This is a genomic window from Bradyrhizobium ottawaense (assembly GCF_002278135.3).
Lineage (GTDB): Bacteria > Pseudomonadota > Alphaproteobacteria > Rhizobiales > Xanthobacteraceae > Bradyrhizobium > Bradyrhizobium ottawaense.
Map to the genome: position 1 here is coordinate 4260164 of NZ_CP029425.2, position 15705 is coordinate 4275868.

General features: G+C 66.3%; 13 protein-coding genes. 7 read left to right on the forward strand and 6 right to left on the reverse strand.

Annotation, left to right across the window (positions count from 1 at the left end):
- Nucleotides 1-87: 87 nt before the first annotated feature.
- On the reverse strand, nt 88-2196 hold the full coding sequence (gene recG, locus CIT37_RS20405; protein ID WP_095424122.1) for an ATP-dependent DNA helicase RecG: 2109 nt from the start codon (nt 2194-2196) through the stop codon (nt 88-90).
- A 184-nt stretch (nt 2197-2380) separates the two neighbouring features.
- Here recG and CIT37_RS20410 point away from each other — a divergent pair, with 184 nt between their 5' ends.
- From CIT37_RS20410 to CIT37_RS20425, 4 genes are all read left to right on the forward strand, one after another.
- A complete protein-coding gene (locus CIT37_RS20410; protein ID WP_038949104.1) occupies nt 2381-2671 on the forward strand; it encodes an FAD assembly factor SdhE in 291 nt (96 codons plus the stop codon).
- On the forward strand, nt 2668-6186 hold the full coding sequence (mfd, locus tag CIT37_RS20415) for a transcription-repair coupling factor (protein ID WP_095424123.1): 3519 nt from the start codon (nt 2668-2670) through the stop codon (nt 6184-6186). Before CIT37_RS20410 ends, mfd begins: the two co-directional genes overlap by 4 nt.
- Nucleotides 6187-6436: 250 nt before the next feature.
- Complete coding sequence (locus CIT37_RS20420; RefSeq protein WP_028144554.1) at nt 6437-6646, forward strand: cold-shock protein; 210 nt, start codon at nt 6437-6439, stop codon at nt 6644-6646.
- Nucleotides 6647-7020: 374 nt separating this feature from the next.
- Nucleotides 7021-7257 carry a hypothetical protein gene (locus CIT37_RS20425; protein ID WP_038949101.1) on the forward strand — a complete coding sequence of 79 codons (237 nt, stop codon included), beginning with the start codon at nt 7021-7023 and terminating at the stop codon, nt 7255-7257.
- Between the two features lie 24 nt (nt 7258-7281).
- Here CIT37_RS20425 and CIT37_RS20430 read toward each other — a convergent pair whose 3' ends face one another.
- The 3 genes from CIT37_RS20430 to CIT37_RS20440 all read right to left on the reverse strand — a co-directional run bounded on the left by CIT37_RS20430 (nt 7282) and on the right by CIT37_RS20440 (nt 11883).
- Complete coding sequence (locus tag CIT37_RS20430) at nt 7282-8505, reverse strand: hypothetical protein (RefSeq protein WP_095424124.1); 1224 nt, start codon at nt 8503-8505, stop codon at nt 7282-7284.
- Nucleotides 8506-8591: 86 nt separating this feature from the next.
- On the reverse strand, nt 8592-10094 hold the full coding sequence (locus tag CIT37_RS20435; RefSeq protein ID WP_095424125.1) for an AMP-binding protein: 1503 nt from the start codon (nt 10092-10094) through the stop codon (nt 8592-8594).
- 4 nt (nt 10095-10098) lie between these two features.
- Complete coding sequence (locus CIT37_RS20440) at nt 10099-11883, reverse strand: extracellular solute-binding protein (RefSeq protein WP_271596256.1); 1785 nt, start codon at nt 11881-11883, stop codon at nt 10099-10101.
- Here CIT37_RS20440 and CIT37_RS20445 point away from each other — a divergent pair.
- Nucleotides 11785-12120, forward strand: coding sequence for a hypothetical protein (locus tag CIT37_RS20445; RefSeq protein WP_271596257.1), 336 nt, complete (start codon nt 11785-11787; stop codon nt 12118-12120). The two genes, CIT37_RS20440 and CIT37_RS20445, sit on opposite strands and share 99 nt — an antisense overlap.
- 84 nt (nt 12121-12204) lie before the next feature.
- Nucleotides 12205-13029, forward strand: coding sequence for an invasion associated locus B family protein (locus CIT37_RS20450; protein ID WP_038970376.1), 825 nt, complete (start codon nt 12205-12207; stop codon nt 13027-13029).
- Nucleotides 13030-13109: 80 nt separating this feature from the next.
- On the opposite strand, the gene hspQ is transcribed toward CIT37_RS20450, so the two are convergent.
- Nucleotides 13110-13442: a heat shock protein HspQ gene (hspQ, locus tag CIT37_RS20455; protein ID WP_008564941.1), complete on the reverse strand. Its 333-nt coding sequence runs from the start codon at nt 13440-13442 to the stop codon at nt 13110-13112.
- A gap of 106 nt (nt 13443-13548) precedes the next feature.
- Between hspQ and CIT37_RS20460 the strand changes: the two genes are divergently transcribed.
- Nucleotides 13549-14502 carry an AEC family transporter gene (locus CIT37_RS20460; RefSeq protein ID WP_038949096.1) on the forward strand — a complete coding sequence of 318 codons (954 nt, stop codon included), beginning with the start codon at nt 13549-13551 and terminating at the stop codon, nt 14500-14502.
- A gap of 6 nt (nt 14503-14508) precedes the next feature.
- Here the strand turns inward: CIT37_RS20460 and CIT37_RS20465 are convergent, their stop codons facing one another.
- Nucleotides 14509-15693 carry a UbiH/UbiF family hydroxylase gene (locus CIT37_RS20465; protein WP_095424126.1) on the reverse strand — a complete coding sequence of 395 codons (1185 nt, stop codon included), beginning with the start codon at nt 15691-15693 and terminating at the stop codon, nt 14509-14511.
- Nucleotides 15694-15705 lie beyond the last annotated feature (12 nt).

Sequence of the window (15705 nt, forward strand, 5' to 3'; positions counted from 1 at the left end):
GAGCCGGTTTGCTTCAGATGTAAAGGTCTCTCTCCACACGAGGGGGAGTCTCCGCGAGTCCCTTTGCGACGATCTTTGCGGAAGCCCTCAGCCCGCGCCGATCAGCGGGATCGCCTCGTCGCGCTCATACAGATACAGCAGGCACCGCAGCGCCTCGCCACGCTCGCCCTTCAGCTTTGGATCGTCCTTGAGGATGCGCAGTGCCTCGTCGCGCGCCTGGGTGATGAGCTGGCCGTGGACCTCCGAGCGCGCGATGCGGTAGCCGGGCAGGCCGCTCTGGCGCACGCCCAGCACGTCGCCTTCGCCGCGCAGCTTGAGGTCTTCCTCGGCGATGCGAAAACCGTCGGTGGTCTCGCGGATCACCTTCAGGCGTGCCTTCGACATCTCGCCGAGCGGCTCCGAATAAAGCAGCAGGCAGGTCGAGGCCTCCGAGCCGCGTCCGATCCGGCCGCGCAGCTGGTGCAGCTGGGCGAGGCCGAACCGTTCGGCGTTCTCGATCACCATGATGGTCGCCGCCGGCACATCGACGCCGACCTCGACCACGGTGGTCGCGACCAGAAGGCCGATCTCGTGGGCGGCGAACTGGCCCATCACGCGGTCCTTCTCGGCGCCCTTCATCTGGCCGTGGACGAGGCCGACGCGCTCGCCGAACCGCTTCTGCAGGCTTTCGAAACGTTTGGTCGCGTTGGTGAGGTGCTCGGTGCCTTCGGCCTCGGATTCCTCGACCAGCGGGCAGATCCAGTAGACCAGCTTGCCCGCCTGCAGCGCGCGGCCGATGCTGTCAGTGACTTCGGCGAGGCGGCTGATCGAGATGGTGCGGGTCTCGATCGGCTGGCGGCCGGCGGGCTTTTCGCGCAGCTCGGAAATGTCCATGTCGCCGAAATAGGTCAGCACCAGCGTGCGCGGGATCGGCGTCGCGCTCAGCACCAGCACGTCGACCGCTTCGCCCTTGGACGTGAGCGCGAGGCGTTCGCGCACGCCGAAGCGGTGCTGCTCGTCGACGATGGCGAGGGCGAGATCATGGAAGATCACGTCGTCCTGAATCAGGGCGTGGGTGCCGACCAGGAGGTCGATCTCTCCGGCTTCGAGCTGCGCCAGCAATTCACGCCGCTCCTTGCCCTTTTCACGGCCGGTGAGGATCGCAACCCGCATGCCGGCGCGCTCGGCGAGCGGGGCGATGGTCTTGATGTGTTGGCGCGCCAGGATTTCGGTGGGCGCCATCAGGGCCGCCTGCTTGCCGACCTCCGTGACGGCCGCGGCCGCGAGCAGCGCGACCACGGTCTTGCCGGAGCCGACGTCGCCCTGGAGCAGGCGCAACATGCGCACGGGCTGTTGCAGATCGCTGGCGATCGCCGCGGCCGCGTCACGCTGGGACAGCGTCAATGCATAGGGCAGGGCGTCGATGATCTTGTTGCGCAAGTGCCCGTCACCGGCATTGCGCACGCCGGCGGGCCGGCGCAATTGCGCGCGGATCAAGGCGAGCGCGAGCTGGCCGGCCAGGAGCTCGTCAAAGGCGAGGCGCGACCAGAACGGCTGATCGGGCAGGATGTCCGTGAGCTCGACCGGCTGGTGCACGCGGTTGAGCGCCTCGGTGATCGCAGGAAAATTGCAGCGGCGCATCACCTCCGGACTGATCCATTCCGGCAAAGCCGGCAGCTTCTGCAGCGCCTGGGCGATCGCGCGGCGGAGCGAGCCGAGCGCCAGACCCTCCGTCAGCGGATAGACCGGATCGATGCCGGAGAGCTTTGCGATCGCCTCCTCGTCCAGCACGCGGTCGGGATGCACCATCTGCGGGATGCCGTCGTACATCTGCAGCGTGCCGGAGACGAACCGCTTCTCCCCCATTGGCAGCAGTTTTTCGACATAGCCGGGCTTGGCGCGGAAGAAGGTCAGCACGACGTCGCCGGTGTCGTCGCTGGCATAGACCAGATAGGGTGCGCGCGCGTTGCGCGGTGGAGGGGGGCGGTGGCGGTCGACGGTGACCTCCAGCGTCACCATGGTTCCGACCGCGGCGTCGCGGATCTTCGGCCGGGCGCGGCGGTCGATGACCTGGCTCGGCAGATGCAGCAGCAAATCGACCAGCCGCGGCGTCTCGCTGCGGCTGAGCAAATATTGCAGCAGCTTGTCCTGCTTCGGACCGACGCCGGGCAGGCTGGTCACGGGAGCAAACAGCGGATTGAGCAGGCTGGGGCGCATGGATGCGAATCTAGGATCGTTTCGGCCCGTCATGCCCGGCTTTATGCCGGGCATCCACGGCTTTTTTCGCGGCCGCACCCGGGCGGCAGGCTTGCCAAATCGAGGGCTGACACGGCCACCCCGAATGGCTATATCAGCCCCGCCCGGCACGTCCGGGCTTTCTGCGTTTGACTGGATTTGAGACATGACGGGAACGACACGATCGAGCAGCGGGCTGGACGACCGCCGCAAGCGGCTTTTGTTCCGCTGCTGGCACCGCGGCACGCGCGAGATGGACCTGATCCTCGGCCGCTTTGCGGATGCCGAGATCGGCAATCTGTCCGAGCCTGAATTGACCGAGCTCGAGGCCCTGCTCGAGGTCAACGATCCCGATCTCTATGCCGCCATCACCGGTGACAAGGTGCTGCCGGCCGATGTGACCGGTGCGCTGTTTGCCCGCATCAAGGCCTATCCGATCGCGGACCGCGACGCATGAAGCAGGGAATGAAATCTCCGGCCGAGCTGCTAGCGCCCGGCCGTGTGCTGACGCTTGCCAATGTCGCGGAAGGCGCCGAAGGCCTGGTCGTCTCCGATCTCGCCCGTGCCATCGCGGCGCGGCCGAAGAAGCCGGCCGTCAGCCTTGCCGTGGTCTGCCGCGACGGCCCGCGCATGCAGCAGCTCGAACGCGCGCTGCAGTTCTTCGCTCCCGATCTGCCGGTGCTCCAGTTCCCGGCCTGGGACTGCCAGCCCTATGACCGCGTCTCGCCGCATGGCGGCATTTTGGCACAACGCCTGACCACGCTGGCGCGGCTGGCCTCGCTCACCGGCAGCGACAAGCCGCTGATCGTGCTGACCACGGTGAATGCGATCGTGCAGCGCGTGCCGGCGCGCGAGCTCGTCGCGGCGCAGGCGCTGTCGGTCGCGCCCGGCAACGTCGTACCGATGGACACCATCGTCGCCTGGCTCGAGCACAATGGTTACAACCGTTCCTCGACCGTGCGTGAGCCCGGTGAATACGCCGTGCGCGGCGGCATCCTCGATCTGTTTCCGGCCGGCCTCGAGCAGCCGGTGCGCTTCGACTTCTTCGGCGACAGCCTGGAATCGATCCGCACCTTCGATGCCGAGACCCAGCGCACGCTGCTCGACATGCGCTCGCTCGACCTCGTGCCGATCTCGGAATTCCAGCTCGTCACCGACACCATCCGCCGTTTCCGCATGGGCTATGTCGCCGAGTTCGGCGCGCCCGAGCGCGACGATGCGCTGTATGAAGCCGTCAGCGAAGGCCGCCGCCATCCCGGCATGGAGCACTGGCTGCCGCTGTTCCAGGACCGCATGGACACGCTGTTCGATTATCTGCAAGGCGCGCCCATCGCGATCGAGCCGCAGGCCGAGGACGCCGTCCGCGAGCGATTCAAGCAGATCCAGGACTATTACGAGGCCCGCCGCGATGCCATGGAGCATCCCGGCGGCGGCGCCATCTACAAGCCGCTGCCGCCGGACCGGCTCTATTTGACCGGCGAGGAATGGACCAGGCGCGAGAGCGACATGCCGCTGCTGCGGCTGACGCAGTTCTCGGTTCCGGCTGACGGGACCAGCGTTATCGACGCCGGTGCGCGCAAGGGCCGCGATTTCGCGCCGGAGCGCAACGACAACACGGTCAACGTGTTCGAGTCCGTGGTCAGCCACGTCATGGCGCTGCACGCCCAGCGCAAGAAGGTCGTGATTGCGCTCTGGAGCGAAGGATCGCGCGACCGCATGAATTCGATGCTGCGTGACCACAAGCTGGCCCATACCACCAGCGTCAACAGCTGGCGGACGGTGCAGGCCACCCCGCGCAACGAGACCATGCTGGCCGTGCTCGGCCTCGAAAGCGGTTTCGAGACCGATGAGATCGCGCTCATCAGCGAGCAGGACATCCTTGGCGATCGCCTGGTGCGGCCGCGCAAGGCCAGCCGCAAGCTCGACAATTTCATCTCGGAGATCACGAGCCTTGCCGCGGGCGACATCGTCGTCCACGTCGACCACGGCATCGGCCGCTTCGTCGGCCTCCAGACCCTCGACGTCGCCGGCGCCCCGCACGACTGTCTCGAGCTGCATTATGCCGCCGAGACAAAGCTGTTCCTGCCGGTCGAGAACATCGAGCTGCTGTCGCGCTACGGCTCCGACCAGACCACGGTCGAGCTCGATCGCCTCGGCGGCGGCGGCTGGCAGACCCGCAAGGCAAAACTCAAGAACCGCATCCGCGAGATCGCGGGCGAGCTGATCAAGATCGCCGCCGCGCGTCATCTGCACGAGGCGCCCAAGCTGCCGGTGCAGCAGGGCCTGTACGACGAGTTCTGCGCGCGCTTCCCGTATGACGAGACTGAGGACCAGCTAGGGGCGATCGAATCCACGCTGAAGGATCTCGAACTCGGCCGTCCCATGGACCGGCTGATCTGCGGGGACGTCGGCTTCGGCAAGACCGAGGTGGCGTTGCGCGCGGCCTTTGCCGTCGCGCTCGAAGGCAAGCAGGTCGCCGTGGTGGTGCCGACCACGCTGCTCGCGCGCCAGCACGCGAAGACTTTCACCGAGCGCTTCAAGGGCTTTCCGGTCAACGTGGCGCAGGCCTCGCGCCTGGTCGCGACCAAGGAGCTCAATCTGGTCAAGAAGGGCATCGCCGACGGTTCGGTCGACATCGTCGTCGGCACCCACGCGCTGCTCGGCAAGGCCATCAAGTTCCGCGACCTCGGCCTCGTCATCGTCGACGAGGAGCAGCATTTTGGCGTCACTCACAAGGAGCGGCTGAAGGCGCTGCGCTCCGAGGTGCACGTGCTGACGCTGTCGGCAACCCCGATTCCGCGCACGCTGCAGCTGGCGCTGACCGGGGTTCGCGAGCTCTCGATCATCGCATCGCCCCCGGTTGATCGCCTCGCGGTGCGCACCTTCGTCGCTCCGCATGATCCGCTGATGATCCGCGAGGCGCTGCTGCGCGAGCGCTACCGCGGCGGCCAGGCGTTCTACGTGGTGCCGCGCATCGACGACCTCGCCGAGGTCAAGGATTTCCTCGACAAGAACGTGCCGGAGATGAAGGTCGCGGTCGCGCACGGGCAGATGCCGCCCGCCGTGATCGAGGACATCATGACCGCGTTCTACGACGGCAAGTTCGACATCCTGCTGTCGACCACGATCGTCGAGTCCGGCCTCGACATCCCCAACGCCAACACGCTGATCGTGCACCGCGCCGACATGTTCGGCCTCGCCCAGCTCTATCAGCTGCGCGGCCGGGTCGGGCGCTCCAAGCTGCGTGCGTATGCGCTGTTCACGCTGCCGGCGCAGCAGAAGATCACCGCGCAGGCCGAGCGCCGGCTCACGGTGCTGCAATCGCTGGAGACGCTGGGCGCAGGCTTCCAGCTCGCCTCGCACGACCTCGACATCCGCGGCGCCGGCAATCTGCTCGGCGAGGAGCAGTCCGGCCACATCAAGGAGGTCGGCTTCGAGCTCTATCAGTCGATGCTGGAGGAGGCGATCGTCAACCTCAAGGCCGGCGTCTCCGAGCCCGCCGCCGACCGCTGGTCGCCGTCGATCACCATCGGCATGCCCGTGCTCATTCCGGAGGATTATGTCGGCGATCTCTCGGTGCGGCTGTCGCTGTACCGGCGGCTCGCCGATCTCGACACCGAGGAGGAGATCGAGAATTTTGGCGCCGAGATGCGCGATCGCTTCGGCGTGCTGCCGGACGAGGTGCGCTACCTCTTCAAGGTCGCCGCGATCAAGGCGTTCTGCCGCCGCGCCAATGTCGGCAAGATCGATGCCGGCCCGAAGGGCGCCGTCATCGCCTTCCGCGACAATTCCTTCGCCCATCCCGATCGTCTGGTGAGCTTCATCCGCAGCTACGGCCAGGCCGCCAAGGTGCGGCCCGACATGAAGGTGGTGTTCCTGCAGGATTGGGAGACGCCGGAAGAGCGCCTCACCGGCACCACGGAGATCATGCGCCAGCTGGCGCAGCTCGCGGAAAGCAAGAAGGCGGCGTGAGGCGCTGTGATATCTGCAGAGGCGATGCGGCTTGAATCGTTGCGCGGCCTCTGGATCCGAAGACAATGACGTATGGTCACTTGCGGAATGACCGAGCAGTATCTATATCCAAATCATCGAGTTTCGGCCGAACGACTTGGCCTCGCCGCTTTCAAGCGCGCCTGACTGACGACCCTCCCTCCAGATCTCGACGACATCGACCGCGCTTTTGAGCGTGGCCAAACGCTTATCTATCGTAAAGGACGACCCCATGACGACGGGAACTGTGAAGTGGTTTAACAGCCAAAAGGGTTTCGGATTCATTCAGCCCGACCAGGGCAGCCAGGATGTGTTCGTTCATATCAGCGCCGTTGAACGCGCCGGCATGAATACCCTCAACGAAGGGCAGAAGGTTTCATTCGAAATCGTTGCAGACCGCCGGACCGGCAAGTCTGCTGCTGAAGATCTGCGCGCCGCATAGGCTGTCGCAATCGACATGACGTTGCTTTGACCACGGATGTACTGGCAGAGCTTCGGATCTCTTGACCCGCGACCGTTCACCGGCCGCGGGTTTTTTGCACCGGTTACCGCCTGATCGCGAATGCGAATGGTGGCGTTTCGCGCGAAAATACCCATATAGACTTCATGACCAATTGGCAGAAGTCGACCACGCGACAAGCACCCAAGACCAAGGCAGAGCTCCGCCTGATGCTGACCGAAGCGGTCCGCAATACGCAACCGAGCCTCGAGTCAGAGCGAAGATTGAAAGCCAGAAAGATCGCGGCCGGGACAGCTCGCGCCGATCCAGCCTCCGGGGTCGCCTTACCGGTTCGCTAAGCCGCGAGAAGGAGCAGCATGCGCAAGCTTCCCCAGCCCACCGAGCAAGAGCTTCGGGAGGGCCCTCAGGCGGTGTCCTTCCAGATCGCGAACGGGAACACGCGGCAGAGCTGTATTCTTCAAACAAATTTCCCGACCAAGGCGCAGGCGCAGAGATACCTTCTGGCGAACTGGCCGGCCGTCGAGAAGATGGCGCGCGACGCTCTCGCGATGGGGACCGTCGAGGACGGCCAGATCAAGCTCATGATGGTTTGAGCGATCGAGCCGTGCCGGCGGATGCTACGATGCCGCCCGCGACGCATCCGCCGACAGCCGCCCCAGCAGCGACCTTGCCGTATCCGACGGCGACAGCGAGTCCACGCTGACGACGGGCTCGCTGCGCATCTCGTGCTTGCCGTTGGAGGTGTGCCGCATCACCGCCGAGAGGCGGCGGGCGATCATGTGGGCGGTACGGAAGTCGGTTTCCGCGAACACGACGATGACCGAGCCGTCCTTCTGCGCCGCGCCGAAATCCATCTGCCGCATCAGCCGGCTGAGGATCCGGGCGGCATCGAGCTGGGCGCGGGAATTGCCGGGGTCGAAGGCGAAGCGTGCGACCGACAAACCACCGCCGCGGGCGAGCGTCTGCTCGACCGCCTTGGAAAAGTCGCGGGCGAAGGCTTCCACGGTGAGCAGGCCGCTGCGCGGATCGAGCCAGCCGCCGGCATCGATCGAGCGCAGCGTGCGGCTCAATTGTGCTTCCATCGCATGCTGGCGGATCAGGGGCAGCGCATTGGCCGCGACGTTCGCCGGCTCGCCCGGGATCAGCTCGAGATTGGGCAGGTCGTAGGTCTGTGTCAGCTGGTGCGCGGTGACGATGACGGGCAGGCTGCGGAAGCGGGTGTCCTCGGCGAGCACGGTGAGAAAGGCGTCGGTGACGCGCGCGGTAAAACCTTCGGCGAGCACGACGCCGTCGAGGTCACGGGTGTTGAGATGTTTCGCGGCGGCCTCGATCGAGAGCGCGCCGACGACGCCGGCACGTTCGCCGAGCGCGACGGAGAGCGCGGGATAGGCCGAGCCGCGGCCGATCAGGAGCACGGTGGCATCGCGGGCGGGATCGCCTTGCGGCAGCGCGACCTTCACTTCCGGCAGCCGGCGCAGCACCGTGGCATGCAGGGTGCGCACGCGCAGAGCGGCGCGAAGGCGCGCGATCAGGCGGTCGGAATTGCCGCCGCGCGAGGAGAACGGCAGGGCGTTGTGGGGCAGCGTGCCTGCAGCATCGAGGGCCACGAAAGGAAGGTAGAGCGACTGGTCGGCGATCTTCTTGGCGAGCGGCGCAATATGCGGCTCATGACCGCCGGACATCTGGGCGAGAACCGCGGCCGGCTGGACCTGCTCGACGGCGCGCGCTGCGCTGGCCCAGTCGGTGTCGACGACGGGAAAGAGCCGGGCCTCGTCCAGCGCCGCAATGAAGGGCGGCCGCTCGGCATTGGACACAAACAGGATCGGGCCCGCCTGGGACATTCGCAAAACTCTGATCACGCGACAGATGCCCCGCAATCTAGTTTGGCCGCCTTAATGCAGCGTCAACGTACCAGGCGAAACCGCGCCTAGCCGGGGCCGGAACGGTCGCGAAAAGCTTCGACCATCAGGGGGTTAAGCCCGAGCTCGCTGAGCGCCTCGCGGGCCCGGGTATTGTCCTGCGCGCGTCCGGCCAGCCGGTGGCCGGAAAGCCGGTCGGGCAGCGCGGTGAGCAGGGCGCCCTGGCCGAGCCGGCGAGCCCATTCCTGAAGGTCGTTGGAGAGGAAGCGGTAGCCGCCGACGGCCATGATGCCGGAGGGGGGCGCGGTGATGCAGATCGCGCCGCTCGGACGGTCGAGCCGGGCGGCATAGCCGGTGTCGACATAATCGCGCGGCGGCTGTGCGATCAGCGTGTCGCCGACCGGCTGCGGCGGGGCATAGGCCGCGATCGGCACCATCGCGCCTCGCAGGCCGAGCGTGCCCTTCGGCGTCAGCAGGATCTCGCCCGCAATGGACGAGCCGGATTGCTCGCGCGGGGCGCCGTGCGGCCCGGGCATCACCGCAACGGGCATACCGTCCTCGCCGCGGCGGGCGCCGAACAGCCCGGCCTCGCCGAACAGGTAGACGTCGGTCAGCGGGGCATGGGGCGCGATCCAGGCATCGCTCGCCGCCACCTGCTCGGGCGCGCGCCACAGGCCGATGACATTGCGCAAGGTCGGCATCCGCGCCGCCAGGTCGGCATCGCCAAGACGCAGCGCGAGCTGCGCCGGCGCGATCAGCACCTCGCATTCATGCTCGTTGATCTGCTGCTCCAGCACCTCGTTCTCGAACGGATGATGCAGCGCCAGCGCGCCGCCGGAGAGCAGCCACACCGCGAGCGAGGAGGCGAGCCCTGCGAACGACATCGGCGTGAACGCCGCCATCACGGTCGCGCCCGGCCTGATGTCGGCTTCCAGCGACATCGCAAGCCCGCCGGCGATCAGGCTGAAATGCGGCCGCGGCACCGGGCGAAAGCCTTCGGCCGTGACGTCGAAGGAGATCATCGCCGCCTTGCGGCCGTCCTGAATCACGGCGCGCGTGGTGCCGGGCGGGCGGGCCAGCACCTCGTCGAGCGAAGCCATGCCTTCCGGTAGATCGGTGCCGAAGCCGCAGACGTGACGGATCGAGAAGGCTTCCGCGGCCGCATGCATCGCCAGATCGGCATAGCTGACGCCGTCGACCGTGCTCATGGTGACGATGGCGCGCGCCGCGGTGCGGTTCAGCGCGGCGGTCAGTTCCGCGTGCCGCCAGAGCAGCGGCAGCACCGCGACGACGAGGCCGGCGCGATGGGCGGCGAGCACGGTGAGCACGAACTCGACCGTGGCAGGCAATTGGATCGCGATGACGGAATTGGCCGGCAGGCCTGATTCGACGAAATAAGCCGACAGCGCCTCGATGGCCGTGTCGGCTTCGGCATAGGTCATCCGCCGCGGCTGGTGCCCGGTCACGCGGGCCTTGTTGAGGGGATCAAGCAGGGCGGGCGCGTGCGGCTGCCGGATCAGCGTGCGCTGAAACAACGTGTCGAGCGTCGGCGATACGGCTGGCTGGTTCACGGCGTCACTTTGCTTGATGAGCTTGCGGCTGCCCCTTCGACCACCAGGTCTCCGGCAAATAGCCTGAGAGCGAGGTGGCCTTGGGCCGTTCTATCCGATTCCAGCGCGCGATCCATTGCTCGGATACGTTAAACAGGGGGATTGTGTAGAAGCCCGCGATCAGAGCGCGGTCGAGCGCCCGCACCGACGAGACGAAATCCGTATGTTCCCGGGCCTCGAGCAGGGCGGCGATCATGGCATCGATCGCCGGATCCCTGGCGCCCATGTAGTTGCGGGTCCCCGGATTGTCCGCGCCAGCGCTGCCCCAGTAGAAATATTGCTCGTTGCCGGGTGACAGCGACTGGTCCCAGCGGTTCTGGATCATGTCGAATTCGTAAGCGAGCCGGCGTTGATCGAACTGCACGGGGTCGACCGTTCGCACGCTCGGCTCGATGCCGGCGCGCTTGAGGTCGCGCTGGAAGGCGAGCGCGATGCGTTCCTGATCGCGGGTCGTGACCAGGATCTCGAAGTTGAGGGGCGCCTTGGTCTTTCGATTGCGCAGCACGGTGCCGTCGAGCTCATAGCCGGCGTCCGACAACAGCTTCAGCGCGGCGCGCAGCGTGGTGCGGTCGCGTCCCGATCCGTCAGTCACCGGCAGACGGTAGCTGCCGTCCATGACATCGGGCCGAATTTGCGCGGCGAAGGGTTTGAGCAGCTCGCGCTCGCGCGCGTCCGCGGGCCGGCCATAGGCCGACAGGTCGGAGCCGGCGAAATAGCCGGCAACGCGCGAATAAAGCCCGAAAAAGTAATTGCGGTTGACCAGCTCGAAATCGAACAGAAGCGTCAGCGCCTGGCGGACGCGGATGTCGGCGAAGATTGGACGGCGGGTGTTGAACACCAGGAATTCGGAGGGTTGCGGCAGGCCCGGCTTGACGCTGTCGCGGATCACCTCGCCGCTTTTGGCGGCTGGAAAATCGTAGCCGTCGTGCCAGCGCAGCGGCTCGTGCTCGACGCGGAAATCATAGAGGCCGCGCTTGAAGGCTTCGAACTGGCCGTTGGCCTCGCGAAAATAGTCGAGCCGGATCTCGTCGAAATTGTAGAGCCCGCGGTTGATGGGCAGGTCGCGGCCCCAATAATCGGGATTGCGGGTGAGCGTCACGCTGGCCCCGGGCTTCACCGCCGTGACGCGATAGGGGCCTGAGCCGATCGGGCTCGTCAGCGTCGTCTCCTCGAAGGTCGCGACGTCGACGGCTTGCTTCGACAGGATCGGCATCAGGCCGAGGATCAGCGGCAGCTCGCGGTCGTTGGCGCCCGCGAGGTCGAAGCGGACGGTGAGGGGATCGGGCGCCTCGGCCTTGGCAACCTTGGCATAGTATTGCCGAAGGTTCGGACGACCGCGGTCGCGCAGGAGCTGCCAGGAGAACAGCACGTCTTCGGCCATGACCTGCTTGCCGTCGGAAAAACGGGCGCGCGGATCGAGACGGAACGTGACGAAGCTCCGCTCGTCGTCGGTTTCGACGCTCCTGGCGAGCAGGCCATAGAGCGTGAATGCCTCGTCATTGCCGCGCGCGAGCAGGCTCTCGACCACGTAGCCCCGCATCTGCTGCACGGCTAATCCCCTCACGATGAAGGGATTGAGGCTGTCGAAGGTGCCCAGAACACCCCAGGTCAAGCGGCCGCCCTTGGGGGCATCGGGATTGGCGTAGGGCATGTGGGTGAAATCGGCCGGCATGGCCGGCTTGCCGTGCATGGCGATGGCGTGGGCTTCCTCGCCCCGCGCGCTGCCAGCGCACAGCCCACCCGCGAGCATAGAGGCAAGGACGCAAAGGCGGAGACCGGGGCCCTCGAAAAGGCGCTGGAACTTGAACATCGGCACACGTTGATTCGAGGACCGGCTAGCCTCGAATCCTATCACAGGGAATTTCACCGGGCGCAGCCGCGGATGTGGCCAAAGACGGTTGTCGGCATTGATCTTTTCGTCGGCCACGTTAAGAAGGCGGGCAATCGCGCAAGAGCGCCGAGCCCGTCACTTATCTGCCTCAATTGACGGGAAGAGAGCCGCGCCCAAGGCGGCTTGGTTCGGTGCTTCGGAGCGGTTCGGGCGCTTCCCGTTCAGAAAGGGTTTTCCGCAATGAATTTCCGTTACTTGGCCGCGTCCGTCCGGCCGCGTGGGCGACTTCTCGCCCTGTTGACGGCGACGGCGTTGGCCGTTCCGTTTGCCGCCGAGGCCCAGACCCCGGCGCCGGCCCCGGCCCCGGGTGCGCCCAAGGCGGCTCCGGCCCCGAAAGCGGCTCCCAAGGCCGCCCCGAAGGCTCCGGCACCGGCTGCTCAGGCCCCCGCGCAGCAGGCTCCCGCTGCAGGCGCTCCGGCGCAGCAGGGCGCGGCCCAGCCGGCCGATCAGCAGATCCAGTTGATCTACGCCCCCTGGACCAAGTTCTGCCTGAAGGGCCAGGATGCCAACGCCAAGCAGGTCTGCTTCACCGGCAAGGACGGCCGCATCGAATCGGGCCAGCCGGTCATCGCCGCCGTCATCATCGAGCCGGAAGGCGAGCCCAAGAAGATCCTGCGCGTGACGCTGCCGCTCGGCATGCAGCTCGTGCACGGCACCCGCATCATCGTGGACAGCAACGCGCCGCTGCAGCAGCCCTATGTGATCTGCTTCCAGAACGGCTGCATGTCCGATTACGAGGCGACGCCCGAGCTCATCAACAGCATGAAGAAGGGCCAGAATCTCGTTGTCCAGGCGATCAACGCCAACGGCGCGCCGCTGACCCTGCCGCTGCCGCTCGCCGGCGAATTCCAGAAGGCCTATGACGGTCCGCCGACCGATCCGAAGGTGTTCGAGGAAAATCAGAAGAAGCTCCAGGAAGAGCTTCAGAAGAAGGCTGATGAGCAGCGCAAGAAGCTCGAGCAGAGCGGTGCTGCCCCGGGCGCGGCTCCGACCGGCCAGAAGTAATCGGGCGTCAGACGTCCAGACATGAAGAAGGCGCTCATCTCGAGCGCCTTTTTTGCTGGCTGGGTGCTGGTGGTGAAAACCTAGTTCAGCGACGGGTTGCGCGGGCGATAGCCGCCGGCCTTGTCCTTGATGAAGATCTCGGCGACCTGGGAATGCCGGACCGGCTCGCCGGAATCGTCGGGCAGAAGGTTCTGCTCCGAGACATAGGCGACGTATTCCGATTCCGCGTTCTCAGCGAGCAGGTGGTAGAACGGCTGGTCCTTGTGGGGCCGCACCTCCTCGGGGATCGACAGCCACCACTCCTCGGTGTTGTTGAATTCCGGATCGATGTCGAAGATCACGCCCCGGAACGAGAAGATCCGGTGGCGCACGACCTGTCCGATCTGGAATTTGGCGGTCCGCGCTTTAATCATTCCCCGTCGATAGACCAGGATTGTGGCCGATGCTAGTGGCCTCATCTGGAATTAACGTTCACTTTGGGGGCAGATAACCCCCAAGTCTTCAGAAAACACTTCATCAATGGTCGATATCCTCAATCTGGCGCTACCTTATTTCGGCTTGATCTTCGTCGGTTTTGCCTGCGGCAAGGTCAAGTCCCTGCCGGAATCGGGTCTCGCCTGGATGAACTTCTTCCTGCTCTACGTGTCGCTGCCGGCGCTGCTGTTTGCGATCATGTCGAAGACGCCGTTTGCGGAATTGAACAACCCGCCGTTCCTGATAGCGACCACGCTCTCCACCGTCGCCGCGTTCACACTGGCGCTGGTCGTGGGCAAGGTTTTGGGACGGCTGACATTGCGCGAGGCGACGCTCGCAGGCCTCTCCGGCGGCTACGGCAATATCGGCTATATGGGGCCCGGCCTGGCGCTCGCCGTGCTCGGGACCAAGGCGGCGGCGCCGACCGCGCTGATCTTCTGCTGCGACAGCATCTTCCTGTTCACGATCGTGCCGCTCTTGATCGAGCTGTCCGACCGCGACCATCCCTCGATCGTGCACGCCTTCGGCGTCGTGCTGAAGCAGATCGTGCTCAACCCGCTGATCATGTCGGCCTGCTTTGGCGCCGCGGTCGCGGCGCTACATATCGAGATGCCGGTCGCGCTCGACCGCACCATCACCTTCCTCCAGAACGCCGCCGCGCCGACCGCGCTGTTCGTGCTCGGCGTGACCGTGGCGCTGCGTCCGTTCGACCGGGTGCCGTGGGAAGTGCCGGGCGTGATCGCGGTCAAGCTCCTGATCCATCCGCTGGCGGCGTTCGGCCTGATGCTGGCGTTCGGCCCCTTCGCGCAGCCCTGGACTGCGACCGCCGTGCTGATGGCCTCGCTGCCGCCGGCGCTGAACGTGTTCGTGATCGCCCGGCAGAACGATGCCTGGATCGAATCGGCGTCCGTCGCGGTGCTGCTCGGCACCTTCGCGTCCGTGGTCACGCTGACCAGCGTGATGTGGCTGCTTCAGAGCGGACGGCTGGTGTTTCCGTGAGAGAAGTTACCGCCGCCAGGTCGGCGTCAGGCCTTCGCGCATCGCAAAACGCCGGAGCGGGCCGATGGCGCCGAGCAGGTGCATGCCGACGGCACGGACCGGCTGAAGCGGAAGGAAATCGTTGAGCAGCGAGCGGTTGGCGATGTCGATCGCAAAGGTGCGGCTCAAAACGTCCGGACGCCGCGCGCGGTCGTAGCGTTTGAGCACGTCGGGCGCGCCGGGATCCTGGCCGGCTGCGATGACCTCGCCCGCGAGCCTGGCAACATCGGCGGCATCGCGCAGGCCGAGATTGAGGCCCTGGGCGCCGATCGGCGGAACCACATGGGCGGCTTCGCCAACCAGCGCGATGCGGTCTCGGCCGAAGGATTTCGGACGTTCGATCGCGAGCGGAAACAGGTTGCGGCCGGGCTCGACCGTCATGCGTCCCAGGATCGAATGCGACTGTTTCTCGATCGCGGCCGACAGCTCGGCATCGCTGAGGCCGCGGAGCCGCTCCGCCTCCGCAGGCGCCGAGACCCAGACGATGCTGGAGCGGTCGCCGGGCAGGGGCACGAACACGCAGGGTCCATGCGGTGTGTGGAACTCGGTCGAGACGTTGCGATGCGGCCGCGTGTGACCGACGTTGAAGGTCAGCGCCGTCTGCGTCAGCTCGCGCCGCGTCACCGCGATGCCGGCAGCTTCGCGGCACAGCGAATGTCGGCCGTCGGCGCCGACCACCAGGCGGGCCGAGAGAAACTGCGCGGAGGCGGTGTGGACCGCGACGTCGTCGGCTTCGATGACGATGGTTTCGGCCTCGTCGTCGAAACGGATGAGATTGGGCAGCTCAGCCGCACGCTCTTCCAGAGCCAGCATCAGCGACCGGTTGTCGATGTTGTAGCCGAAGGCGTCGAGCGCGATTTCGTGACAGGAGAACCGGACCTCCGGCGCGCGGAACAGCCGGCCGGTGTCGTCGACGAGGCGCATGACCTCCAGCGCGGCGGCCTTGTCCTTGCAGCGGGACCAGACGTCAAGCGTCTCCAGCAGCTCGACGGAGGCGCCGAGCAGCGCGGTGGTGCGATTGTCGGCATAGGGAACGCGCCGCGCCACCAGCGCGGTCCGCGCACCCGCCTGCGCCAACGCGATGGCCGCCGCAAGTCCGGCCGGTCCGCCGCCGATCACGGCGGCGTCATGGAGTGTCGATGCGTCTGTCATGGAGCGACAAAT